Here is a 22409-nt window from a genome sequence, read left to right as displayed (position 1 = left end):
CACAGCAGATGACTCTTCTCAACGACGTGCAAGTGTGGACCACTGCCTGCCGTTACGACTTCCTGATCCCGAACCGTGGGGTTGGTGTGCTGCTGCCTGGCGGTGTGCAAGCGGCGCTGTTCCGCCTCGACGACGGTTCGCTGTACGCCATCGGCAACATCGACCCGTTTTCGGGCGCGGCGGTGATGTCGCGCGGCATCGTTGGCGACCGCGGTGGGCGCGCCACGGTGCAGACGCCGATCAAGAAGCAGGCCTTCGCGCTTGACGACGGCAGCTGCCTGGACGACCCCGAGGTCACGCTGCCGGTGTACGCCACCCGCATCGTGGACGGCCAGGTCGAGGTCGGCGTCTAGGTTCTCAGCGCTCGGCACAAGAGATTGAGGACTTTCGGCCCGAGATTTCTCCCGCAGCAGTTCCATACCGTCGACTGCATGACCTATGTGATCGGTAGTGCATGCGTCGATGTCATGGACAAGTCCTGTGTGCAGGACTGCCCGGTCGACTGCATTTACGAAGGCGACCGCATGCTCTACATCAACCCCGACGAGTGCGTGGATTGCGGTGCATGCGCGTTCATCTGCCGCCTGGACGCGATCTACTACGAGACCGACCTGCCCGGGGATCAGCGGCAGTTCCTCGCCGACAACGCCGCGTTCTTCACCGAGGTACTGCCGGGACACGAGGCGCCGCTGGGCTCACCGTGCGGCGCTGCCGCGCTGGGCCGGGTTGGAGTGGACACGCCCTATGTCGCAGGCCTACCGCCGAACGAAGGACCTCACTAGCCGGGCGGAGCCGGCACGGTGATCGGCGGGATGGACGGCGGCTGGATCACCGTGACGGTGCTGGTGCTCGTGCTCATGCTGGGCGTTGTGGTGACCGACGTCGACGACGGCGTCGTCTCGGTGACGGTGGCTGGCGGAGCGGAAGTGGTGGTCGCTCCGGTGGTGACCGTCGACGTCGACACCGAGGTCGAAACGGATACCGATGTGCTGGTCGCGTTTACGGGGCTGAGCACGCCGCAGGCCAGTCGCTGATCGGACGCCGAGCCGCTCATGTCGGCGCTTTGATGAAGCACGATCGAGGACCCCTGCGGGCCCTTGAGGTCCTCGGCGGTGAAGCCGTCGCTGGTCGCCACGAGCTTGCCGGAGCCGTCCGAGCGCACCAGGAGCGGCGGCAGATCCCCACTGGCCGGCGAGCCGCTGTGCCCCGACGCCTGGAAGTGTTCGCCGGCCGAACTGAAGTCGCCCTCACACTTGCCGACGGCATGGATGTGCAGGCCGTGGAAGCCGGGCGAGAGGATGCCTGCTTGAGCGGTCTCGACCGTGACCGTGGCGTAGCCGCTGGTGAAATCGATAGTGGCAGTCGCGACGTGTTTGCCGTCGGAAGTATTGAGCTGCGTTGTGAGCTGCTGGGCGTTGGACGCGGACCCGGAGGTGGTCGTCGTCGCCGACGGGTTGTTGGCCGATTGGTTGGCGCAACCGCTTGCAATGGCAACAGGCGCGGCGAGCAAAGCGATGGCAGCGGCGACATGCTTGGTCATTAGCGCGGCGTACCCCCGCCCGGCGGGCAACAAACTGCGAGGTTGCGAAGAGTCAGGCGGCCACGCAGTAGCGGGCGCGGCTGAACCGGTTGGCGATCAGTCGCACCAGCCCGGGGTGGGTGCCGAGCGGCTCGGTCACCACGTCTGCGCCGCTGTCGCGCAGGCGATCCTGGAACAGGCCTTCCGACAACAGGTATGACGCGACGACCACCCTGCGCGCACCCCGCTGCCGTAGCGATTCGACGGCGTCGTGTACGCGAGGTGTCCCCGTGGCGGCGAACGCCAACTCCACCCGCGAACTCGTGACCGCCGACAGCCAGGTCGCCATCGTGTGCAGATCATGTTGGGCGCCGGGGTCAGAAGTGCCGGCTGCCGCGAGCACCACCGAATCGTCCTGGCGCCAACCGGATTCGATCAACCGATCAGCGAGCACGCGGACCAGTGCCGGGCCGGGCCCGAGGGCCTCCGTCACCGTGACGTCGGGGTGTCCGCTGGCGGCCACGTGCGCGGGGATATCGCTGGTGACGTGATACCCCCGCGACAGGAACGCAGGCACGACTATCGCGGGCCCGGTCATCTGCGTCAGCACTTCCGACGGCGTCGGGCCGAGCACGTCGACGAACGACACGTGCACCGTCCGCCCGAGCGTGGCGGACACCTGCTCGGCCAGATCTCCGATCATCGCGACGCCCTGCTGCTTGCGGGTGCCGTGCGCGACCAACATCAGGCTCATCGCGCGTGCGCCAACTCGTCGTCGATTGCCAGCCGGTAACCGCGTTTGACGACCGTCGACACAATGTTCTTGTCGCCCAACGCTGTTCGAAGCCGCAGCACCGCAGTCTCAACGGCGTGGGTGTCGGTGCCGCTGCCCGGAAGCGCGCCGAGCAGGTCGAATCGCGAGACCACCGCGCCGGGATGATGCGCCAGCGCGCGAATCGTCGCCATCCCGGCAGGCGAAACCGCCTTCACCTCGCCGTCGACCATCACGCAGGTGCCGCGGATCTCCAGCACATGACCGGCCACCCGCAGGGTGCGCGACTGCAGCAGCGGAAGTTCGTCGGTGATGTGACGGGCCAACGCGCCCAACCGCATCCGCTCAGGCGCCGACGTTGGTACGCCGAGCCGGACCAATGGCCGGGCCGTCACCGGACCCACACACATCGCATGGACGTCAGTTCGCAACGCGGACAACACCTTGTCTTCGATGTCCAGCTCCATCGCACGCATCAGAACCGACGCGACAGCAGGCGCCGAAGTGAAGCTGACCGCGTCGAACTTGCCGTCGGCGATACCCGCGACCAGCTGATCGAAATCGCCGTTGCGGGGTGCAGGGTGCCAGCGGTACACCCTGATCGGCACCACTTCCGCACCGGCAGAGCGCAATTCGTCGAGGAACTCGGGGAACGGATCCCAGTCGTCGGTGGCGCCGTGCAACTGCACGGCGATGCGCTTGCCGGCGATGCCGCCCTCGACCAGATAGTGCAGTACCTCCCGCGACGATTCGGATTCGGGCGACCATTCCTCGGGCAGGCCCGCGGCGCGCAGCGCGCCGGTCGACTTCGGTCCACGGGAGACGATGCGCGCCTTGCCGAGCGCCGCGAGCAGTTCGCCAGACAGCCCCCAGCCGTCAGCGGCGTCGACCCAGCCGCGGAAGCCGATTCCGGTGGTGGCGACCACGATGTCGGGGGGTTGCGCGATCAATTCCTCGGTGTGTGCCCGCAATTGTTCGTCGTCGGGCAGTGGCACCATCGCGATGGCTGCTGCGCACGTGACGGTTGCGCCGCGCCGTTCCAGCAGCTTGGCCAGTTCGTCGGCCCTACGGGCGGAGGTCACCGCCACGCGAAAACCGGTGAGCGGTGCCCAGTCGGGATCACTCATGTGCCATGTCTACGTAGCGCATGTTTCCAACCCATTACTTCGCCATTGCTTACCCGTGTCGAGCGGTGTGAGCTGGGCAACGCCGTTGTTGCCCAGCCGCCCCGGCCCACTGAAAGGAGGTCAGGTCCGGGCCAGGTCCGTTGCGGGCTCTGCACTGGTGACGGGGGCCGAGACCGGCCGTCGCACGTACATCGCCCAGGTGACAGCGCACGCCACCACATAAAAGGTCAGGAAGATCCAGAAGGCCGTTGTCGCGGAGTGGCTGCTCAGGTACGACTGCCGCAGCGCCATGTTGATGCCGACGCCGCCCAGCGCGCCAATGGCACCGGCGAAGCCGATCAATGCACCTGCCATCGCACGGGACCACGCCACGCGATCGGCCTCCGGCACATCCAGTGAGCGGCTGCGGGCCTCGAAAATCGAGGGGATCATCTTGTAGACCGACCCGTTGCCGATGCCTGAGAGCAGGAACAGGGCGATGAAGCCGACCACGTAGCCGGCCATCATGGCACCGGTCGCCGCACCCTTGGTGTGGTCGTCGAGCATGCTGACGCCGACGAGAATGCTTGCGCCAAGGATCATTCCGGCGAACACCGACAGCGTGACCTTGCCGCCGCCGATGCGGTCGGCGAGCTTGCCGCCGTACACCCGCGACAGCGACCCGAGCAGCGGACCGATGAACGCGATCTGTGCGGCGTGTAGTGACGCCTGCGCTGCACTCTGACCGCCCGCGGCGAAGTTGATCTGCAGCACCTGACCGAACGCGAACGCAAAGCCGATGAACGAGCCGAACGTGCCGATGTAGAGCAGCGAGATCACCCAGGTGTCTCGTACCTTCAGGATCGCGCCCATGGCCGTCAGGTCGATCTTGTGCTGCTCGAGGTTGTCCATGTAGAGCGCGGCGCCGACGCCTGCGATCGCCAACGCCACCAGGTACACCGCGCACACCCAGTAGGGCTGACGGTTGCCGAGGGTCGCGATGACGAGCAGGCCGACGAGCTGGACCATCGGCACGCCGATGTTGCCGCCGCCGGCGTTGATGCCCAGCGCCCAGCCCTTTAGTCGCTGCGGGTAGAACGCGTTGATGTTGGTCATCGACGATGCGAAGTTGCCGCCGCCGAAGCCGGCCAGCGCTGCGCACAGCAGGTACGGCCACAGGGGCAGACCCGGATGGGCCAGCAGCCACATGGTCCCGACGGTCGGGATCAGCAACACGAACGCCGAGAACACCGTCCAGTTGCGACCGCCGAAGGTCGCTGTGGCCAGGGTGTACGGGATTCGCAGGCATGCGCCGACCAGCGTTGCGGTGGCGCCCAGCAGGAACTTGTCACCCGCGGAGAAGTGGTAGACCGCCTCCGGCATGAACAGCACCATCACCGACCAGATGGACCACACCGAGAAGCCGATATGCTCGGCGACCACCGACCAGATCAGGTTGCGGCGCGCGATGTTCTTGTTACCGGCCTCCCAGGCGACGACGTCCTCGGGATCCCAGTCAGTGATGCGTTTCGACATGCGGACAACGCTAGGAAGGCTTTATTGCGCGAAATCGCAGCGCGATCACCCCGCCGTGAACTTCCCCTCACCTTGCTGAAAGCCGGGGTGTGAGTTTGAGACGTCTTCAATCGACCCGGTGTGCGTGAACCACGGTGAACGGCAGGTGCACCCGGTTGTTCTCGAGCAAGTCCCTGATCTTGGCGAACCGCTCGGTCACTCGGCGCATCTGCTCGAGCGCCTCGGGTGGCATCTGGTCGGCCAGGTGCTGCGGCATTCCCTCGTCGTCGGTGCCGAATCCGATGGCGTTACCCAAATATGTGGTGGGGCCGAGGAAGTCGATGCGCCAGCCGTTGGCAGTCAACGTATCGCGGATGTTGCTCTCGGGCACGGCGCCCATGGGTGCGATCACGCCGTTGACGTTGCCGTCGGAAAAACAGGACAGATGTAGACGCGCGCCTGGCCGCGTCGCCCGGTACAGCGCGGCGATATAAGCCTGCCTGCCGTCGTCGTCCAGACAGTGGTAGAGCGCACTGTCGACGACTGTGTCGAAACGTCCGTCGTAGCCCTTGAGGTCCGTGGCGTCGGCGACGTCGAACGTCACGCTGACGCCGGCGGCTTCCGCGCGTCGACGTGCTTCGGAGATCGCCGCGGGTGAGCCGTCCAACCCGGTGACCGAGTGTCCCCGCGAAGCCAGATAGATCGAGTTGTCACCGAGACCGCAGCCGATATCGAGCACTTCACCCGAAAACCCGCCCAGCGCTTCGAGTTCCATCAGTCTGGGCTGGGCTTGCTGCACGTCCCACGGCACGCCGGGCGGCACCGGCCCGCCCTCGACGACAGGCTCGCCGCGGTAGAGCTTGTCGAAGGTCTCCGGGTCGGGACGAAACGCTGGAGTGGTCATGCATCCAAAGTTACGCGTCCTACCAGACGTCGCCCTCGCGCCAATCGCAGGTGATTTCGGCCGTGGTGTCGAGCTCCAGACTGTCGGGCAAATTCACCGGGAAAACGAAGAGCCCGTTGTCGTCGTCGGGGGTTCGGGTCACGCCTGCCGGCGCCAGCACGGACGTCGGTCCCTGCCACGGAAGCCAACCTCGCGCGGTGTACAGATGTCTGCCGATCTCCGATGGGCTGAGCGCACCGAGCTGGTAGGCGCCGCGCAGCACTTGTTCCACCGAATCCATCAGGGCATGGGCCAGGCCCTGGCCGCGCCAGTCCTCGCGCACGGCGACCCCCTCGACGTAGCCGCAGCGCAGCGCGATGTCGTGGTACAGCAGGCGACGCTGCACGACCGCGGCATGCGCGATCAGTGCGCCGTGGTGACAGATCAGCGCATGCATGCCGCCGAGAGCGTGCTCCCAGTCGGCGTCGGTGAACTCATCGGCGAAGGCTTCGGACACCATCCGGCGGGCATCTTCACGCGTCTCGTTGTCGAGATCGGAGGTATGGACCAGGCGGGCTGTGTAGATCCCGCGCGCCTGCGGAGCGGGGGCATCGTGCGTATGCACACTGACTGTCTACCAGTAGCGTGCCCCTACTGGGCCGTCGAGTGTGAAGTTATTGCACGGTTTTCGGCCGAAAGCGTGTCATAAGTTCACACTCGGCGCCTGCTTACTCCTCGAATGGTTTACGCGGATGCGACCAATGCAGCCGCACCGTCTGTCCGGGGCGGCTCTGCGCCACCTTGTCGATGTCCTCATCGGTCACCACACCGATGACGGGATAGCCTCCCGTCACAGGATGATCAGGCCCGAGGATCACCGGAAAACCGTTCGGCGGCACCTGGATTGCGCCGCGGGTCGCGCCCTCGCTGGGCAGTTGCCGATCGGGCCAGCGGTACTCCAACGGCATGCCGATCAGTCGCATGCCGACCCGGTCGGTTCGGTTGGTGACCTGCCAGTTGGTGCGGATCAGGATGTCGGGGTCGACGAACCAGTCGTCGCGCGGGCCGGGCACCACGCGCAGTTCCAACACCTCGTCCTCGATGGCGGCCACTGGAGCCTGGTCGAGGTCGGGGAGTTCGCCGCTGTGTTCGCCGACCGGCAGCACGTCGCCCGGTTGTAGCGGCAGCGGACCGATCGAGGACATCACGTCATACGAACGCGAGCCCAGCACGGGAGAGACGTCGATGCCGCCGCGCACCGCTAGGTAGCTGCGCAGGCCGGTGTGCGGGGCACCGAGCGAGATCACTTCGCCGTCGTGTGCGTAATGAATGCTGTTGCTTCCGAACGGTTTTCCGTTCACTGCCGGGTCGGTGTCGGCGCCGGTGACTGCGATCGCGACGTCGCCGCCACGAACCCGCGCCGAGAACCCGCCGAACGTCACCTCGATGGTGGCGTGCTCACCGGGGTTGGCAACCAGCCGGTTGGCCAGCTGATGCGAGCGACGGTCAGCCGCCCCGGACCGCGACACGCCCATATGCGCCAGGCCGGGCCTGCCGAGGTCTTCGATCAGGGCGAGCGGTCCGGTGCGCAGCACCTCCAGAGTGACGGTCATGAGCGCACCTCCCTGAACTGGACCCACATGCCAGGTCTGAGTAGGGCAGGCGGGTCGCGATCGATGTCCCACAACGCCACCGAGTCGTCGGCCATCTGGCCGATCAGCTGCCAACCGCCGGGCGATTCCCGCGGATAGATCGCGCTGAACTCCCCGGCCAGTGCCACCGATCCCGCGGGCACCCTGGTCCGCGGCTCGGACTGGCGCGGCACGTTCAGTCGCTCGTCCCCACCGAGCAGATACGCGAAACCCGGTGCGAAGCCACCGAATCCGACCCGCCACGGTGTCCCGGTGTGAGCGGCGATCACCTGGTCAGTGGTCAGCCCCGTCAACCGCGACACTTCCTCGAGGTCCGCGCCGTCGTACCGCACACCTATCTCGATGTCGGCCTTACCGTCGGCAGGCGTGCTCGCCGCCGACAGCGCCTCGGCCGTCACCCGCAGCTTGCCCAGCCGTTGCCGGGTCGGCGCCTGATAGCGCGGTCCGGCGAGCTTGAGCAGCACCGTGCGCGATGCCGGAACGATGTCCAGCACGCCGAGCAGCTCGGCTTCGCGCAGCACGTCGGCCCACGCCAATACTTCGGCGGTGCTGTCGAACTCGAGCAGCAGCGCCTGATCGCCATAATCACGAACCGTGCCAATAGCCTGCACGTCCATCAGATCCGCAGTCACGCTCATGTTCTGGAACTTACCCGCGGGTAGCTAAGAAATAACCGGCTCTGGGAGCCTTGCCAGAGAAGGCTTAGCGATAGCTCATATTGCCACGCCGTATGTCGGCTCGTGGCGCTTGACGTACGCGATCACGCGGTAGGTCACCGGCAGCATGACCACTTCGACGGCCGTCTTGTAGAACCACCCCAACGCGGTGTACACGACGAAATCGCGGAATGTGCTGATGCCGATCGCGTTGGCCGCGATGCTGCAGAACACCAGCGTGTCGCCAAGCTGGCCCGCGAAAGTCGAGCCGACCAGCCGGGCCCACAGGTGTTTCTCCTTGGTCTTCTCTTTGATCCACACGACGACCCAGGCATTGATGGTCTGCCCGACGATGAAGCCCGCAAGCCCGGCAATGATCAGCTGTGTGTAGGCGTGGACGATGTTCTCGAAGTGCTCTTCATTGGTGTAGAAATCGGCAGCGGGAAGGTAGATGGTCACCCAGAACGTGAGGGCGGCCAGCCCGTTCATAGCAAACCCGAGGAATATCGCCCGCCTCGCGGCCTTGAAGCCGTAGACCTCGGACAGCACATCGCCGATCACGTAGGTGAGCGGAAAGACGATGAATCCACCGTCGGTGATGATCGGCCCGAACGCGACGCCCTTCGTTGCGGTGACGTTGGAGATGATCACCAGCGCTGTGAAGACGGCAACGAAAGTCGGATAGTACTTTGACCCCACCTGCGCGAATGCGGCGTGCTGCTCTTTGAGGGTGGTCTGGTCGCTTGTCACGCGGTAATTAGATCAGGCGAGCGCCTTGGTCAGCAGCGGTGGCAATTGGTCGGCCACCACCGGGTAGGACAACGGCGACGCGAACGCGATTGCGCCCGACAGATCCTTGCCGGTGAACACGTTGCGGTTCAATGCGGTCGCCCTAAGCTTTGCGACGACTGGGTCGGCAAGCAGCGCGGCCTGTTCGTCGTCGCTTTCGGTGGTCCAGATCAGCACGTCGGCGGCGTCGAGAACGGACGCCATCTTGTCGCGCGGGATCAACCAGCCGCCGGTGTCGGGGATGGTGAAGCCCATGGTGGTGAGGAAGTCGGTGCGCCAACCGGACTCGGTCACACGAACGCTGTCCTGGTAGAAGGTGCCGGCGAGCAGCAGCGCCTTCTTGCCTGCGAACTGCGGATTGTTCTTGCCGACAGCGGCGAACTTCTCGTCGACGCCGGTGATCAATCCGGACATCTCGTCGGCCTTGAATACGGCCTGCCCGATCGCGGTGGCCTGGTCCTTCCACGGCTCGAAGAACGCGTCCTGGCCGGACTGCGCGACGGTCGGCGCGATGGCTGACAGCTTCTTGTATGTGTCCTCGTCGAGTCCGGCGTTGACAGCGACGATCAGGTCCGGCTTCAGCGACGCGATCTGGTCGACCTGGATGCCGTCGTTGAGGTTGAGCACTACAGGTTGCGCGCTGCCCAATTTGGGCTGGGCCCATGGCCATACGCCGAACGGTTGGGCGCCGAACCAGTCCGTTATCGCGACCGGCACGACCCCGACGGCCAGCAGGTCGTCTTGCTCGGTGAAGCCTGCGCTGACGACCCGCTTGGGCGGCGAAGGGATCTTTGTTTCGCCGAAGATGTGTTTGACGGTGACCGAGCCGTCCTTGGCGATTTCGCCCGGCTTTTTCGAACTGCATGCGGCGACGAGTGCGACGCCGGCTACGCCAAGAAATCCACGCCTGCTGAGCACGTCGTGAGCGTAACCGGCGTTGCTGACGGGGCGCCGTCGACGCGACGTGTCAGGCGGCCGCGACGCCCCAATGCAGCACCCTCGACGTGATGAGCACCAGGCCGAGCGAGACGGTGAAACGCTGCGCTTTCGATGCAATCGTCCCTTAATCTACGAGGCAGGCATCGACAACGAGTGGGACGGCGGGGGTTGCCAGGGCTCCCCATTGGGTATATCGCGTCTTGCAATCGCCGCTACCCCACTCCCTTCGGGGCTAGCCAGCAGAGGGAGTGAGATGGGCGCGGACGACATCAGGCGAGGCTCGCTACCCGAAGTCTTCGACGCCGATCCAGAGGTCGGCCGTGACCTCGCGACCGTCGACTGGGAGCGCACGCCGCTCGGATCGCCCGCCACCTGGCCGCAGAGCCTGCAGACGGCGGTCAGCATCCTGTTGTCGTCGCGGTTCTCGATGTGGATGGCGTGGGGTCCTGACCTGACGTTCTTCTGCAACGCGGCGTACCGCCGCGACACGCTCGGCCATAAATACCCGTGGGCGCTGGGACGACCTGCGCGCGAGGTGTGGGCCGAGATCTGGTCCGACATCGGTCCTCGCATCGACGGTGTGCTGACCACCGGGCGGGCGACATGGGATTCCGCGCTGCTGTTGTTCCTGGAGCGGTCGGGATACCTCGAGGAGTCGTACCACACGTTTTCGTACAGCCCGCTGCGCGACGACGGCGGCCAGGTGGTGGGCATGTTGTGCGTCGTCAGCGAGGACACCGAGCGCGTGATCGCCCAGCGCCGAATCGCGACATTGCGTGATCTCGGTTCGGATCCGAGCGTCGTGCGCACCGAGGACGAGATGCTGACCTACGCGGCGCGCCAACTCGGCCAGAATCCACGCGATCTCCCGTTCACCTTGACCTATCTGTTCGACGACGCAGGCAACGCACGGCTGGCGGGATGGAGCGGAATCGAGCCCGGCCATCCGGCCGCCCCGGCGCTGCTGCCCGCCGCGGGCTCGGCGCTGTGGCCGCTGGGCGAATCCGCGCGCGGTGATCAGGTTCTGATCGACCTGGATCCCGAACGCTATCCCGGCCTGCCTTGCGGCGACTGGGACGAGCCGCCGACCCAGGCGTTGGTCGCACCACTGGTGCAGCAGGGCGCTGCACCCGCGGGGTTTCTCGTCGCCGCGATCAACCGCTACCGCGAGCTCGACGAGCAATATCGCGGCTTCCTCACGCTGGTCGCCAGCCATATCGCCGCGGGCATCGGCAGCGCCAGAAGCTATGCCGCGCAGCAGCGTCGTGCCGAGGAACTCGCCGAACTCGACCGCGCCAAGACGACCTTCTTCTCCAATATCAGCCACGAGTTCCGCACCCCGTTGACGTTGATCATGGCTCCCGTGGCCGAACTGCGTTCTCCCGCATCGGGACTCGACTCCGAAGCGCGCCAGGAACTCGAGGTGGTCTACCGCAATTCACTGCGACTGGCCAAGTTGGTCAACACGCTGCTGGATTTCTCGCGAATCGAAGCCGGCCGCGCTCAGGCGCGATACGAACCTGTCGAACTATCCGCGGTCACCGTCGAGCTCGCCAGCGTCTTCCGGTCCGCGATCGAGCGGGCCGGCCTGGTGTTCGAGGTCGACTGCCCGCCGCTGGGTGAACCGGTGTACGTCGATCGGGACATGTGGGAGAAGGTGGTGCTCAACTTGCTGTCGAACGCGCTGAAGTTCACGTTTGAGGGGCGCGTGTCGATCAGCGTTCGTCGCGAGGGCTCCAACGCGGTTGTCACTGTGCGCGACACCGGGATCGGTGTGGCAGCCGCGGAGATGCCACGGTTGTTCGAACGGTTCCACCGGGTCGAGGCGACGCGGGCTCGCTCCAATGAGGGCAGCGGAATCGGCCTGGCGTTGGTCAAGGAGTTGGTCTCGCTGCACGGCGGCACGATCGACGCCGAAAGCGAGGAAGGGTCGGGCACGACCTTCACTGTCCGTCTGCCGTTCGGCCGCGCTCACCTGCCCGCCGATGAAGTGGTCACACTGGCACGTGAATTGGCGCCCTCCGGTTTGGCGGAACCGTATGTGGCAGAGGCGCTTCGGTGGCTGCCCGCAGATTCGGATGCCGCATCGACGCTCGCGCAGGGCGTGTTGACCGCCGACACGGAAGTCAGCACCACGTTCGCGGTGTCCGGACCGCCCGCCCGGGTGTTGATCGCCGACGACAACGCCGATATGCGCCAGTATGTGTCTCGGTTGCTGCGTAGCGCGGGCTACCTCGTCGATGCCGTCACCGACGGCCGGCAAGCCCTCGAGCGCGTCCGCGCGAGCGTGCCGGATCTGATCGTCAGCGATGTGATGATGCCGCGCCTCGATGGTCTTGCGCTCGTGGCGGCGTTGCGTGCGGACCCCCGGTTGGCCGCCGTGCCGGTTCTGTTGCTGTCGGCACGGGCGGGGCAGGAGGCGTCGATCGAAGGCTTGCAGGCCGGGGCCGACGACTATCTGGTGAAGCCGTTCGCCGCTGCCGAACTGCTCGCCCGCGTGCGGGCCAATGTCGAGTTGTCCCGACTCCGCGGTCACCATTCACGTTGGCGCACAGCCCTTGTCGATTCTCTACAGGAGGCGTTCTTCGTCTGCGACGAGCATGGTGCGGTCGTCGAGATCAACCACGCATTCACCGACATTCTCGGGTACGGACCCGAACAACTGCCGTTCGAACCGGTTCAGCCTTGGTGGCCTGACGCCGACACCGACCCCGACGGATACCGACAAGTTAGGGCTGCGTTCGACACGATGCTCGCAGAGGGCACCGGTGGCGACACCGTGCCGGTGACCCATCAGGACGGGCATCGCCTGTGGGTCACCTTCAGTTTCAATCACGCCGACGATCCGGAGACCGGGCGTCGTGTCGTGGTCGGCACCTTCCGCGACGTCACCGCCGAGCATTACGCCGTGCAGCGCGACACCGCCCTTGCCGAACTCAATGAGCAACTGGCACAAGCCAATACACTCGATGACGCGCTTGCTGGCGCAACCGAGGCGTTGCGTGCGCTCTGGCAGGCCCGCCGGGTGCTCGCCGTCACTTTCACGGCCGGGTCGACCGGCGCCGATAACGACGCGCCACGAATTGACTCCGCCGGTGCAGTGCCACGGTGGGCAGAGCTACCCGAAGATGTGCGGGAGCGGCTGAACCGGGTACGCGCGGGTAATTTGCTTGCCAGTGACACGACAGAGCCTGGGACCGCGGCGATTGCGCTGCAGCATCCGCACGGAGTCGTGGTGCTGTATCTCGAGTTGGCTGAACGACGTCCGTTCACCACGGAGGACAGCGCGCTGCTCGCTCTGCTCGCCGGTCGTCTCGGCCACGGCCTGCAGCGCGTGTATCAACTCGATCAGCAACGCGAAACCGCGCTGGCTCTGCAGACCGCGATGCTCGGCCCCGCCGAGTTGCCCACCGGATTCACTGCGCGGTACCAACCGGCGACGCGGCCGCTACAGGTCGGCGGCGATTGGTATGACGTCGTCGAACTCGATGGCGGCCGCATCGGGCTGGTGGTGGGTGACTGTGTCGGGCACGGCCTCGCCGCTGCGACTGTGATGGGTCAGCTCAAGAGTGCTTGCCGCGCACTGCTGCTCGAGCATCCCAGCCCGTGCGCCGCGCTCACCGCGCTTGACCACTTCGCCGGACAGTTACCGGGCGCGCGGACCACCACGGCGTTCTGCGCGGTGTTGTCTCCCGACACCGGCGAAGTCGTGTACTCGAGTGCGGGACATCCGCCACCGATCCTGGTCCGTAGCGACCGGAGTGTTGAGCTGCTCGACGGCGGCCGCGGCATTCCCCTGGGTTTGGGATTCTCCGGACAGCGCACCGAGATCCGCCGGACGCTGCCGGTCCGTTCGACGCTGCTGCTCTACACCGATGGCCTTGTCGAGCGCCGCCGCGAGCCGTTGGATCGCGGAATCGGCCGCGCGGGCGACATCGTGGCGCACAACCGTGAGACGGTTCTCGACGATCTCGCGGACCTGATCATGACTCGCATAACGCCGGACGACGGCTATCAGGACGATGTGGCCATGCTGTTGTACCGGCAACCGCCACCGCTGAACATCGCGATACCGGCGGAACCCGAGCAGTTGGCACCGTCCCGCGCGGCGCTGCGCAGTTGGCTGACCCACGCGGGGGTGGACCAGGACCAGGCGCTCAACGTGCTTGTCGCCACCGGCGAAGCGCTGGCCAACTCCATCGAGCACGGTCACCGGCACGACCCCGAAGGGCTCGTTCGCCTTCAGGCCACGGTGCTCGGTGACAGTCTGCAGTTGACCATCGTCGACGCCGGCTCGTGGAAGACCCCGCAGCCGGCCGCCAATCCGCATCGGGGTCGCGGTATCGCGTTGATGCGTGCCCTCATGCACGAGGTCCAGATATCGTCCGGTACAGAAGGCACCACCGTGGCAATGAACGTGAGGATCGGATGATGGCCACCCCGGTTACGGTGTCGACTACTCGCGAAGGTGACGGCGAGGTTGTCCTGAAAGCATCGGGCGAGCTGGACATGAGCAATGTCGACGGGTTTGGGCGTGCGCTCGCTGAAGCAGTGGCCCTGGCCGACGGCAAGCCGGTGCGGGTCGACCTGGTTCGAGTGGAATATCTCGACAGCGGAGCGATCAACGCCCTCTTCGCGTACGCCGATCGCGTTCGGCTGCATGCGAATACGGTTCTGCTGCCGGTGCTCGAGATCAGCGGCCTGACCGACGTGATGAGCGTCGAGGTCGGTGGCTGACCGTCAGACGATGAAGCCGGCCGTGGTGAGCACGGAGCCGCGGTTCAGTTGGTTCTTTTCCAGACCCCTGAACAGCACGCCGATGTTGTCACCGGCCTGCGCTTCGTCGATCGACTTTCGGAAGACCTCGATGCCGTCGACCCGCGCCTCGAGCGCACCGTCGACCCGCACGGTGTCGCCGACCCTCAGCGTGCCGCTCTCCACGCGCCCGGTCGCGACGACGCCGCGATTCTTGATGACGAACACGTCCTCGACCGTCAATCGGAACATGTCAGCAGTGTGCCACCCGATTTGCCCTAGCCGTCGATGAAGCCCTTGTTGCGCATCAGGAAGTCCGCAAGGAATCCCTCGTGCGGGATGTGGGGTGCGCTGTAGTGGGTGGCGTGCCGGCCGCGGTAGACGTTGGTGATGGTCGGCTCGCTCAGCAGCTCGTCGACCAACTCGTCGTCGGTCGTGATCGCATTGAGCACCAGCGAGTTGCGCAGCGGCGCCGTCCCGTCGCTGCGTGACCACGGCGAGACCCACACGCACGGGAACGGCAGTTCGACGTTGAGCTTGGCTGGGTCCGGTTCGGTGAGCAGGTGCACGGCCGGGCGCAGCGCGGCGAACCCATGGCCGAGGTCGGCTACCACCTGATCGGCGCCCAGCACCGCAACCGCTCCGGCGGCTCTGGCCGCGAGGTGATCGGCGATGGCCTGTGCCGACTCGATGGAAGTCGTTGGTAGCACGGCTCGTTCGTCGGTGTTCGGCAGCGGTTCGATAGCCGACAACCGCTCGGCGATGGCGTGCGCCAGTGATGCGGCGTCGCCCTCATAAAGGACCGCGGTCGCGTTGACGCACGCCATGCCGCCCAGATTGGCTATCGAGTCGACGATCACATCGAGGTGCTCGCGCCAGTCGCACTCGGCGGTGATCAGGATCTTGGTACGGCCGGGTCCGTTGGTCAGCACCGTTGGGACATTTGCGTATTTGTCGACGACATCCTGGCCGCCGTAGACCATGGCCAGGTCCGCCGCCGCAACCACGTCACCGGCGACGGCGTGGTCGGTCGGCAGATACAGCGCATCACTGTCGCGAAACCCGCTCTGCCGCAACGCCTGGATGACGCGGTGCGCGGTGAACGGTTCGCGCCGCGACGGGCGGACCGCCACCCGGTAGCCCAGCGCCAGTGCCTGTGGCCACAATCCATGTACGCCCGGCGCATTGCCGGGAGCCTGGACGGCGAGCACCTCGCCACGTCGCACCCAGACAGCGCCGCCACCCGGTCCCAGTTCGCGCCAATCCAATCCCGCGCCCGTTGGCCGGGCCGGTCGCACGGCATCGCATGCGGTGGTGAGGGATTCGGTGACGGTGTTGACCCCTGCCCGCACTGCGGTCATCGGCAGGCCGGTCACCCGGCACGTCAGCTCGACATAGCGCTCGAAGTCGAGTCCGGCGATCGTCGACGACAGGAACGCGTCCGTGGCCTTCGTCAGTGCCTCTTCCCGCTCTGCGGCAGGCAGCGGCGGCAACCTGCGCTGGGCATCGATCGACCGCGTCACGAATAGCCTTGGCACAACAGCTGATTCCGCGATCGGTACACCGGCACAGTCCGCGATGATCTCCCGATTCCGGGTCCGGTACTCACCGTCGGGCCCGAGCGCGGGAAGGTCTACCAGGTCGCCGGTCATCGGTCAGTACACGCCCTCGATCACCGGTTCGCCGCCGAACACCGCGACGGGTGCGACCTCACTGATCGAATCGCCGACCTGCCCGTCGGGCCCCGGCATCCGGATCGCGGTGTCGCGTTCCAGATTGTTCGGGATGAACATCCCCTTGCTGACGTGGTTCATCACTACCTGGCCGCGTTTGCCGTAGGGCACCTCGGCACCGCTATCCGGGTCGACGACCCAGAAGAAGACGTACGGCGAGCGTGGGTCGAACACAATCGACTCACCGTCGACGCGCGTGGCGGCCTGTGACAGCACCATCGTGCTGCCGAAGGCCATGGCGATCGCGGTTTGCGGAAAGATCTGGCGGAGCAGATCGAGGGTGTCCATGTCCACGTGCGCTCCGCTGAGCAGCAGGTAGCGGATCTTGCTGTGCACCAGGCCGAGCATGCCGTCGTCGCCGACGATGGCCTCCACCAACGGCGGTGTCGCATGCAGGTTCACGACGTCCTGCGTCTCCAACACATGCCGCGCCTGGTCCAGCACGTGCTCGACGTACGCGGCGATCTCCGCTGTCGCGTTGCGCGCGGCCAGCGTCTTGACCCAGCGCGGATCGAGGTCGATCGCGTGAAACGCCGAGCCGAGACGTTCGGCGACCACGCGGTCGAAGTGCCCGACCCCGTGGGGCCCGCTCGGCATCAGGCACAGCAGCCCGCGGCCGGGGACGAACCCGCCCGCGGTGAAGTCCTCGACCTGCCAACGAGTCACCTGCTCGATCCAATCCGGCAGCTGCGCAGTGCGTTTCGGCGCACCCGTGGTGCCGCCCGATTCGAAGATGCGAGGGATGGGCGCCGGTGCACCGTAACCGCGGGGGATGAGGTCTTCGACGGCAACGTTGCGGAGTTCGTCGACCAGGTTGGGAAACCGGCGAAGGTCGGCGAACGTCGCAACGTCGATCAGCGGATCGAAATCGAGGGTCCCCGCGATGCGAAGCCAAAATGGTGAGCCCGTCTCAGCGCCGAAGTGCCAGGCGATCGCCGCGTGCAGGTATGCCTCCGGGTCCGGCGGAGGTCCATCGCGCGGCACGTCCAGCAGGGAGTAATCGATGTCCGCCATCCGGCCATCGTGTCGCAGCAGGTTGTCCGGAAGGTTAACTCGCCGAGTGCGAGAGCCGTTTGTTGACCAGCCGCGTCAACCAGGAGGGTGAGAACCGGGAGCCCGCCACCATCACCTTGGTCTGCGAGCCGACAGGAAAGTGCACCTGATGGATGGCGCGTCGCAGCCGTGATGGTTCGACGGCCTTGGCGATCGCGTCGGCGACGTCCTGGGCGGTCAGCCTGATACCGAGTGATTCGGTGGTGCCCGTCTTGATGTGGTCGGTCATCGCGGTCTGCACGTACAGCGGCCACATCGCGATGACCCGGATGCCGTAGCGCTGCCATTCGATGTCGAGCGCCTCGGTGATGCCGCGGACGAAGAACTTGGTGGCGCTGTAATTGGCGAGCTCGGCCTGCCCGTAGATTGCTGAAGCCGACGACAGGTTGACGACCACCGAGTTGGCGGTGTCGCGCAGGTACGGGAACGCGGCGTGCAGCCCGTTGACGACGCCTTTGGTGTTGATGTCGATTTCGCGTAGATGCCGTGCGACGTCGATGTCCTCGAAGCGGCCCGCCAGCAGGATACCGGCGTTGTTGATCATGACGTCCAGCCTGCCGCCTGCCGCTTCGGCGAATTCGCTTACCCGCTGCGCCATTTCGGCGCTGTCGGTGACGTCGAGGTGGCCGACTACCGCGGTCCCGCCGACCCGCTCTACGTCGTCGGCCAATGATTTGAGGCCCACCTCGTCGATGTCGTAGCCGCCGACGGTGTAGCCCTTCTTCGCGAAGGTCAGCGCGGTCGCGTAACCGATCCCCGCGGCGGCTCCGGTGATGAAGACTGCTCTATTGGCCATGAACCATGATTGCCCACCGGCCTCACTTCATGGTGGCCAGGTTGTGCCAGAGGTTGCGCAGGCTGTCAGTGCCGCCGAACAGCGTGGTGAAGTGCGTGGAGTCGATGAGCACGATGTCACCTGCGCGTTGGTCCGCAGGCGGCATCCAGAGCAGGGCGTTGAACTCGGTGTTGCCCGCCTCGGTGAACGGGTGCGGACGGTTGGGATCGATCCGCTGACGCCCGAGGACCTGCACCCTGTTGCCCTCCGGCGCCGTGAGTTCGTAGTGCGGCAGGTGGGGGTGGAAGTTGAAGGTGGTGACGTTGTCGAGCAGTCGCGGCGTGTCGAGGTCGCGGAACCCCGTCAGCGGCGCGATCTCCTTGGTGCCCTCGACGACCGCGGGCCGCAATCCCCACGTGTTGTGCACCGGCACGTCGAGCGCCCGCATGAGTGAGCGCGTGTATTGGCCGAAGCGCTGCTGGCGTGGCACCAGCCGGTCGCCGTGGTGTTGGTATTCGACCTGCCGCTGGTCGAGGTCATCGGTGAAGCCGACATCGTGGTGCGGCGCGAGCAGCAGGCAGGTGCCTTCGCGCTGCAGCCACTCGCTGAGCGCGGCGATCTCCTCGGGTGCGGCCGCCTGCTCGGACAGCAGGTGGTCGAGTCCGAACACCATCAGCGTGTCGGTATCCGCCAGGATGCGTTCGTCGATCGGCAGTTTGTACCCGGCCTGATCGATGCGCTGGAACACCGCGACCGGATGGTCGGTGGCCTCCTCTGCGAGTTCCTGAAACGACAACGTGGATCGGTGAAACAGCTCGAGCGTTCCCGCGATGCCCTGCAGGAAGTTCGCGGCATCGTATTCGGGTGTCTCGTAGGACGGCCATGCGACGTTGCGGACCTCTGTCATCGTGGAGAAGCGGTTGTAGATTTCGGCCGGATGCCGTTGTGATTCCCAGGGGTAACTCCACGTCCAATAGATGCTGATGCGTCTGCGACCGTCGTGGGTGCGTGCGACGTGGCTCTGGTTGTAGGTGCGTGCCCGCATGTTGGTCCTTCTAGCTTTCGAGGGCGGCGAGATAACGCAGCGCGTTCATTCCAGGCAGGAAGAAATAAGCACCGCCACGCAACGTGGTGAACGCGGGAATGCCCTTGTGCACCTTGCGGATCGGCCGCTTGGGCACCGTGAAGTCCAGTGTGCCGTCCTGAGTGCCGCAGATCGGGTCGTGCTCGTTGCCGAGTTCGTGGAAGGCTTTGTCGTTGATCCAGACGTTCTGAGCGAACTCGAACTGGCGGACAAGGTCGGCGCAGATGATGAACGCGGCGATGCCGCGCTCAACGCCGTCATCGGGTACATCGTCGGGAAGGGCGGGACCGTAGGTGGCGCCGCGCCGAATCATCCGGCGGCGGTTCATGTAATGCGCGGTGTCGCGAGGATTGAGCCTGCGCGCATGCGATCCCAGCGGGCACGCATAGCCGAACGGGTCCATCTCCTTGTAGTTGTAGTCGTTGTTACGCATCGGGTCGGCACCCAGTTCGGGATCGTCCTTGTCGGGAGCCAACACCAGCGGCGCCCCACTGCGCCACCGGCCCATGAACTTCGCGGCGAGCAACTCCTCGCCTTCCGGAGTGTCGGCGTTCTCACGCAGGTAGTCGCGGAATGCCCCGACATGTTCCTCCAGCCGCCGATAGGCCATGTAGCTGCCGTTGCGCGATAACACCTCGGGCTCAGGAAGATTGGCTACCGGGCCGTTTTCGTCGGGATAGCCGAGGATGAACTCGCCGGGTTCCAAGGCATCGCCGGAGCCGGGCGTAGGTTCCTCGCCCGACCCTTTCATCACCGGTTGCGACAGCCGGTCGCGGAAGCCGAAGTGGTCGTGTGCATAGTTGAACGGCGGTGACGCGTTGAGGTCGAGATACGACAGGCTGCGCACGCCGTCCGTCCGCGCCAGCAGCTTGTCGTGCTCGGAGATGGAACTCTTGCATTGTTCGTCGGTGCGCGAGAACAAGATGGCGATCGCATGCAGGTCTTCGCCCGCGAGACCACCTAGCCAGTGTTCGGGCGCGGCCGCGCCCGTGTCGCCGAGGATGCTCGCACGGGCCGCCATGCCTTCCCGGAACTCGTCCGGGAAGGTCGCTAACGCTTCGTCAGGGACGCCCAGCGCGCGCAGCCCAGTCCAGGTGAACGCCAACGTAACCCAGCGGTCGGACTTCTCCATCGTCGCCTGAGCATCCGTTGCCGACTGGACCTTGTCGAGCACTTCGGTCAGCCATGCGCGACCGCCCGCCGGCGTGTCGAAGGACAGGAATTCGTAGCGTCCCGTGATCGCGGGGGTGCGGGTCAGCAGGATGTGTTGGATGTCGTCGAACTCGAGCATTTACTGCTTGCCCTTCGTCCACGCCCAGGCCGCAATGCGCCAACCGTTGGAGCGGCGGCGGAGCGCGACGGTGAAGGTCGCTCCCGTCTGGGTGACTTTTTTGCCGCCAGCGGTGAACGTCATGGTCGCCGGGACCGCCAGATACGCAGCGTCGCCGGTGACGTTCTCGTGCAGCGGTTCGCCGAGGGTCACGAAATACCCTGATGCGCCATGGTTTTCGCCCTCGACCAACACGTCTTTGTACCAATCTTGCGCGGCGGTCGGCCCCAGCCACAGGTGTGGCGCCATGCCGTCAAGAATCGATCCCTCGGCGTCGAAGGCAGACGTCATCGTTTCGATGTCGCCGTCGTTGAAGCCGTCGATGTATCGCTTGACGGCGTCAAGCGGAGTCGAGGTCATTGCATCTGATCGAGCATCGTCGAGAAGGCTGCCTTGAGGCGCAGCGCCTTCTTGATCTCGTCAGCGGTGACGTACGGATACTCGCCGTATTCGAGGAAGCTCGGGACTTGGTGGTCGCGAACGAATTTGATGAACGCCTCAGGGTTTTCCCGCCAATCTTCAGGGAAGCCTTCGAGATTCGTGAACACGGTCGTGATGCCGGTCTGGCTGAACAACTGCACCGCATCCTCGGTGTACTTGTCGAAGTCGGTGTCGAAGATGCCCTGATATTGGAAGTGCAGGCCCGACCCGACGTCGAACAGCACCCACCTCAGGTAGTGCAGGCGCAGGGGCGCCAGCACATCGGGGCTGCCCGCGATCGCCTCCTCGATCTGCTTGCCGTACGCGCGGACGGCCTCCTCGCGGCCCTCCTTGACCTTGGCGATGATCGAGAATCCGTGGCAGGCCGGTGTGCGCGGGAAAATCGGCCCGTATCGCCCGCGTTCCAGTTCGAAATAGCCTTCTTTGGGGATGGCCATTGCCGCTGGTTTAGTCCAATCTTGATCCGGCATATTTTGAGCCCCCAATTCAGCCGACGGATGACGTGAACGTAGCACCGCTACCTGCGTGTTGGTCGGCGTTTGGGGCAGCGAGGACCAACGCGAAATGTCCTGGTAGCGAAGCTAACTTTGTGATCGTGAAAATTGGCGATAATCCATCGCACGCAAGCGGATCGAATTAGGCTCGGCACGTAACAGTTAGGCGCGCTGTCGGGGGATTCTGCCGCAGCGTGTCACCTACTTCTGGGAGGGGGGTAGCCGTGCGAAGAAGCCAGCGCTACCTGATCGTGGGATTGTCCATTGCAGCGGTCCCGTTCGGCATTGTCTCTGCCGCACCCGCGTCGGCCGACTGCACCAACGCCGGCAATGCCACCGTGTGTGCGCAGGGTACGGTCCGGGGCGGTGGCCCCAGTGCACCATCGGCGGGGCCGTACTACCCCTCCTATTGTGCCGACCCGTGGTACTGCGACGACGGCTGGGATGTCGATGTCATCCTGCCTCCGATCCGACCAGGCCGTCCGGGCGGCGGCCCAGGCGGCGGCGGCGGTATCGGTCCGCGTTGAGCAAGATCCCTCAATCACCCTCGAATTCAAGGAGTCTCACATGTTTTTCCGCAGCTTGATCGGCGCAGGCATGATTGCCGGCTCGATGCTCATCGGTACCGCAGCGACCGCGGCAGCCGATCCGCCGAACTGCACAGCCGCCGACCTGGCCGGCGTCATGTCGGGTGTCAACGCGGGGATGTCGTCCTACCTGTTCACGCATCCCGATGTGAACGCGTTCTTCACCGGGCTCAAGGGTATGTCCAGGGATCAGATGCGAACAGAAATCACCGATTACTTCAACGCCAACCCGCAGGTGCAGGACGAGATCAGCGCAGTGCGTCAGCCGGCATCCGACTTCCGGGATCGCTGCAACGCGCCGCTGCCTGACGGACCCATGGGCTAGG

General features: G+C 65.5%; 24 protein-coding genes. 6 read left to right on the top strand and 18 right to left on the bottom strand.

All coding sequences use genetic code 11. From position 1 onward, the window contains the following. The first annotated feature begins 8 nt into the window (after positions 1 to 8). On the top strand, positions 9 to 353 hold the full coding sequence (nirD, locus tag GGC64_RS28435) for a nitrite reductase small subunit NirD (RefSeq protein WP_192725883.1): 345 nt from the start codon (positions 9 to 11) through the stop codon (positions 351 to 353). 78 nt (positions 354 to 431) lie between these two features. Next, positions 432 to 782 carry a ferredoxin gene (gene fdxA, locus GGC64_RS28430; protein ID WP_192725882.1) on the top strand — a complete coding sequence of 117 codons (351 nt, stop codon included), beginning with the start codon at positions 432 to 434 and terminating at the stop codon, positions 780 to 782. Here fdxA and GGC64_RS28425 read toward each other — a convergent pair. From GGC64_RS28425 to GGC64_RS28380, 10 genes are all read right to left on the bottom strand, one after another. Beyond that, positions 779 to 1540, bottom strand: coding sequence for a superoxide dismutase family protein (locus tag GGC64_RS28425; protein ID WP_192725881.1), 762 nt, complete (start codon positions 1538 to 1540; stop codon positions 779 to 781). The two genes, fdxA and GGC64_RS28425, sit on opposite strands and share 4 nt — an antisense overlap. A gap of 52 nt (positions 1541 to 1592) precedes the next feature. Beyond that, the gene (locus GGC64_RS28420; protein ID WP_192725880.1) at positions 1593 to 2273 is read right to left on the bottom strand and encodes a sirohydrochlorin chelatase; all 681 of its coding nucleotides are present in this window, start codon (positions 2271 to 2273) and stop codon (positions 1593 to 1595) included. Then, positions 2270 to 3418 (bottom strand): uroporphyrinogen-III synthase, encoded by a 1149-nt coding sequence (locus GGC64_RS28415; RefSeq protein ID WP_192725879.1) that lies wholly within the window; start codon positions 3416 to 3418, stop codon positions 2270 to 2272. The genes GGC64_RS28420 and GGC64_RS28415 overlap by 4 nt, the downstream gene beginning before the upstream one ends. Positions 3419 to 3538: 120 nt before the next feature. Beyond that, a complete protein-coding gene (locus GGC64_RS28410; RefSeq protein WP_192725878.1) occupies positions 3539 to 4933 on the bottom strand; it encodes a NarK/NasA family nitrate transporter in 1395 nt (464 codons plus the stop codon). 106 nt (positions 4934 to 5039) lie between these two features. Further along, positions 5040 to 5816: a class I SAM-dependent methyltransferase gene (locus GGC64_RS28405; RefSeq protein WP_192725877.1), complete on the bottom strand. Its 777-nt coding sequence runs from the start codon at positions 5814 to 5816 to the stop codon at positions 5040 to 5042. Between the two features lie 19 nt (positions 5817 to 5835). Next, the gene (locus GGC64_RS28400) at positions 5836 to 6420 is read right to left on the bottom strand and encodes a GNAT family N-acetyltransferase (protein ID WP_192725876.1); all 585 of its coding nucleotides are present in this window, start codon (positions 6418 to 6420) and stop codon (positions 5836 to 5838) included. 103 nt (positions 6421 to 6523) lie between these two features. Then, entirely contained in the window at positions 6524 to 7408 is an 885-nt protein-coding gene (locus tag GGC64_RS28395) for a 5-oxoprolinase/urea amidolyase family protein (RefSeq protein WP_192725875.1), read from the bottom strand. Continuing rightward, a complete protein-coding gene (locus tag GGC64_RS28390) occupies positions 7405 to 8085 on the bottom strand; it encodes an allophanate hydrolase subunit 1 (RefSeq protein ID WP_192725874.1) in 681 nt (226 codons plus the stop codon). Before GGC64_RS28390 ends, GGC64_RS28395 begins: the two co-directional genes overlap by 4 nt. Positions 8086 to 8160: 75 nt before the next feature. Further along, on the bottom strand, positions 8161 to 8853 hold the full coding sequence (locus tag GGC64_RS28385) for a queuosine precursor transporter (protein ID WP_192725873.1): 693 nt from the start codon (positions 8851 to 8853) through the stop codon (positions 8161 to 8163). A 12-nt stretch (positions 8854 to 8865) separates the two neighbouring features. Then, on the bottom strand, positions 8866 to 9810 hold the full coding sequence (locus GGC64_RS28380) for an ABC transporter substrate-binding protein (protein WP_192725872.1): 945 nt from the start codon (positions 9808 to 9810) through the stop codon (positions 8866 to 8868). A 274-nt stretch (positions 9811 to 10084) separates the two neighbouring features. Between GGC64_RS28380 and GGC64_RS28375 the strand changes: the two genes are divergently transcribed. Both GGC64_RS28375 and GGC64_RS28370 read left to right on the top strand, forming a co-directional pair. Continuing rightward, positions 10085 to 14263 (top strand): SpoIIE family protein phosphatase, encoded by a 4179-nt coding sequence (locus GGC64_RS28375; RefSeq protein ID WP_192725871.1) that lies wholly within the window; start codon positions 10085 to 10087, stop codon positions 14261 to 14263. Further along, on the top strand, positions 14263 to 14568 hold the full coding sequence (locus GGC64_RS28370; RefSeq protein ID WP_192725870.1) for an STAS domain-containing protein: 306 nt from the start codon (positions 14263 to 14265) through the stop codon (positions 14566 to 14568). The genes GGC64_RS28375 and GGC64_RS28370 overlap by 1 nt, the downstream gene beginning before the upstream one ends. Before the next feature lie 3 nt (positions 14569 to 14571). Here GGC64_RS28370 and GGC64_RS28365 read toward each other — a convergent pair whose 3' ends face one another. From GGC64_RS28365 to GGC64_RS28330, 8 genes are read right to left on the bottom strand one after another with little or no spacing between them, the layout of a single operon-like run. After that, positions 14572 to 14838, bottom strand: coding sequence for an EF-Tu/IF-2/RF-3 family GTPase (locus GGC64_RS28365; protein ID WP_192725869.1), 267 nt, complete (start codon positions 14836 to 14838; stop codon positions 14572 to 14574). Positions 14839 to 14864: 26 nt separating this feature from the next. Further along, complete coding sequence (locus tag GGC64_RS28360; RefSeq protein WP_192725979.1) at positions 14865 to 16226, bottom strand: aldehyde dehydrogenase family protein; 1362 nt, start codon at positions 16224 to 16226, stop codon at positions 14865 to 14867. A gap of 15 nt (positions 16227 to 16241) precedes the next feature. Next, positions 16242 to 17333 (bottom strand): phenazine antibiotic biosynthesis protein, encoded by a 1092-nt coding sequence (locus tag GGC64_RS28355; protein WP_192725868.1) that lies wholly within the window; start codon positions 17331 to 17333, stop codon positions 16242 to 16244. Positions 17334 to 17367: 34 nt separating this feature from the next. Continuing rightward, positions 17368 to 18168 carry an SDR family oxidoreductase gene (locus tag GGC64_RS28350; RefSeq protein WP_192725867.1) on the bottom strand — a complete coding sequence of 267 codons (801 nt, stop codon included), beginning with the start codon at positions 18166 to 18168 and terminating at the stop codon, positions 17368 to 17370. Between the two features lie 22 nt (positions 18169 to 18190). After that, positions 18191 to 19192 carry a hypothetical protein gene (locus GGC64_RS28345; RefSeq protein WP_192725866.1) on the bottom strand — a complete coding sequence of 334 codons (1002 nt, stop codon included), beginning with the start codon at positions 19190 to 19192 and terminating at the stop codon, positions 18191 to 18193. A 10-nt stretch (positions 19193 to 19202) separates the two neighbouring features. Continuing rightward, entirely contained in the window at positions 19203 to 20522 is a 1320-nt protein-coding gene (locus tag GGC64_RS28340; protein ID WP_192725865.1) for a peroxidase, read from the bottom strand. Then, positions 20523 to 20921, bottom strand: coding sequence for a nuclear transport factor 2 family protein (locus GGC64_RS28335; protein WP_192725864.1), 399 nt, complete (start codon positions 20919 to 20921; stop codon positions 20523 to 20525). It lies immediately after the preceding gene. Further along, a complete protein-coding gene (locus GGC64_RS28330; RefSeq protein ID WP_192725863.1) occupies positions 20918 to 21472 on the bottom strand; it encodes a hypothetical protein in 555 nt (184 codons plus the stop codon). Before GGC64_RS28330 ends, GGC64_RS28335 begins: the two co-directional genes overlap by 4 nt. A 248-nt stretch (positions 21473 to 21720) precedes the next feature. Between GGC64_RS28330 and GGC64_RS28325 the strand changes: the two genes are divergently transcribed. Beyond that, a complete protein-coding gene (locus GGC64_RS28325; RefSeq protein WP_192725862.1) occupies positions 21721 to 22023 on the top strand; it encodes a hypothetical protein in 303 nt (100 codons plus the stop codon). A gap of 40 nt (positions 22024 to 22063) precedes the next feature. Beyond that, positions 22064 to 22408, top strand: a complete 345-nt coding sequence (locus GGC64_RS28320; RefSeq protein WP_192725861.1) for a heme-binding protein — start codon at positions 22064 to 22066, stop codon at positions 22406 to 22408. Position 22409 lies beyond the last annotated feature (1 nt).

The organism is Mycobacterium sp. OAS707 (assembly GCF_014873705.1).
GTDB lineage: Bacteria > Actinomycetota > Actinomycetes > Mycobacteriales > Mycobacteriaceae > Mycobacterium.
The sequence above is the reverse complement of the archived record's forward strand: the minus strand, read 5'-3'. Positions and strand labels throughout refer to the sequence as shown.

Coding starts and splice junctions, on each gene's coding strand:
- nirD (WP_192725883.1), top strand. CDS start 9: ATGACTCTTCTCAACGACGTGCAAGTGTGGACCACTGCCTGCCGTTAC.
- fdxA (WP_192725882.1), top strand. CDS start 432: ATGACCTATGTGATCGGTAGTGCATGCGTCGATGTCATGGACAAGTCC.
- GGC64_RS28425 (WP_192725881.1), bottom strand. CDS start 1,540: ATGACCAAGCATGTCGCCGCTGCCATCGCTTTGCTCGCCGCGCCTGTT.
- GGC64_RS28420 (WP_192725880.1), bottom strand. CDS start 2,273: ATGAGCCTGATGTTGGTCGCGCACGGCACCCGCAAGCAGCAGGGCGTC.
- GGC64_RS28415 (WP_192725879.1), bottom strand. CDS start 3,418: ATGAGTGATCCCGACTGGGCACCGCTCACCGGTTTTCGCGTGGCGGTG.
- GGC64_RS28410 (WP_192725878.1), bottom strand. CDS start 4,933: ATGTCGAAACGCATCACTGACTGGGATCCCGAGGACGTCGTCGCCTGG.
- GGC64_RS28405 (WP_192725877.1), bottom strand. CDS start 5,816: ATGACCACTCCAGCGTTTCGTCCCGACCCGGAGACCTTCGACAAGCTC.
- GGC64_RS28395 (WP_192725875.1), bottom strand. CDS start 7,408: ATGACCGTCACTCTGGAGGTGCTGCGCACCGGACCGCTCGCCCTGATC.
- GGC64_RS28390 (WP_192725874.1), bottom strand. CDS start 8,085: ATGAGCGTGACTGCGGATCTGATGGACGTGCAGGCTATTGGCACGGTT.
- GGC64_RS28375 (WP_192725871.1), top strand. CDS start 10,085: ATGGGCGCGGACGACATCAGGCGAGGCTCGCTACCCGAAGTCTTCGAC.
- GGC64_RS28370 (WP_192725870.1), top strand. CDS start 14,263: ATGGCCACCCCGGTTACGGTGTCGACTACTCGCGAAGGTGACGGCGAG.
- GGC64_RS28365 (WP_192725869.1), bottom strand. CDS start 14,838: ATGTTCCGATTGACGGTCGAGGACGTGTTCGTCATCAAGAATCGCGGC.
- GGC64_RS28355 (WP_192725868.1), bottom strand. CDS start 17,333: ATGGCGGACATCGATTACTCCCTGCTGGACGTGCCGCGCGATGGACCT.
- GGC64_RS28350 (WP_192725867.1), bottom strand. CDS start 18,168: ATGGCCAATAGAGCAGTCTTCATCACCGGAGCCGCCGCGGGGATCGGT.
- GGC64_RS28345 (WP_192725866.1), bottom strand. CDS start 19,192: ATGCGGGCACGCACCTACAACCAGAGCCACGTCGCACGCACCCACGAC.
- GGC64_RS28340 (WP_192725865.1), bottom strand. CDS start 20,522: ATGCTCGAGTTCGACGACATCCAACACATCCTGCTGACCCGCACCCCC.
- GGC64_RS28335 (WP_192725864.1), bottom strand. CDS start 20,921: ATGACCTCGACTCCGCTTGACGCCGTCAAGCGATACATCGACGGCTTC.
- GGC64_RS28330 (WP_192725863.1), bottom strand. CDS start 21,472: ATGCCGGATCAAGATTGGACTAAACCAGCGGCAATGGCCATCCCCAAA.
- GGC64_RS28320 (WP_192725861.1), top strand. CDS start 22,064: ATGTTTTTCCGCAGCTTGATCGGCGCAGGCATGATTGCCGGCTCGATG.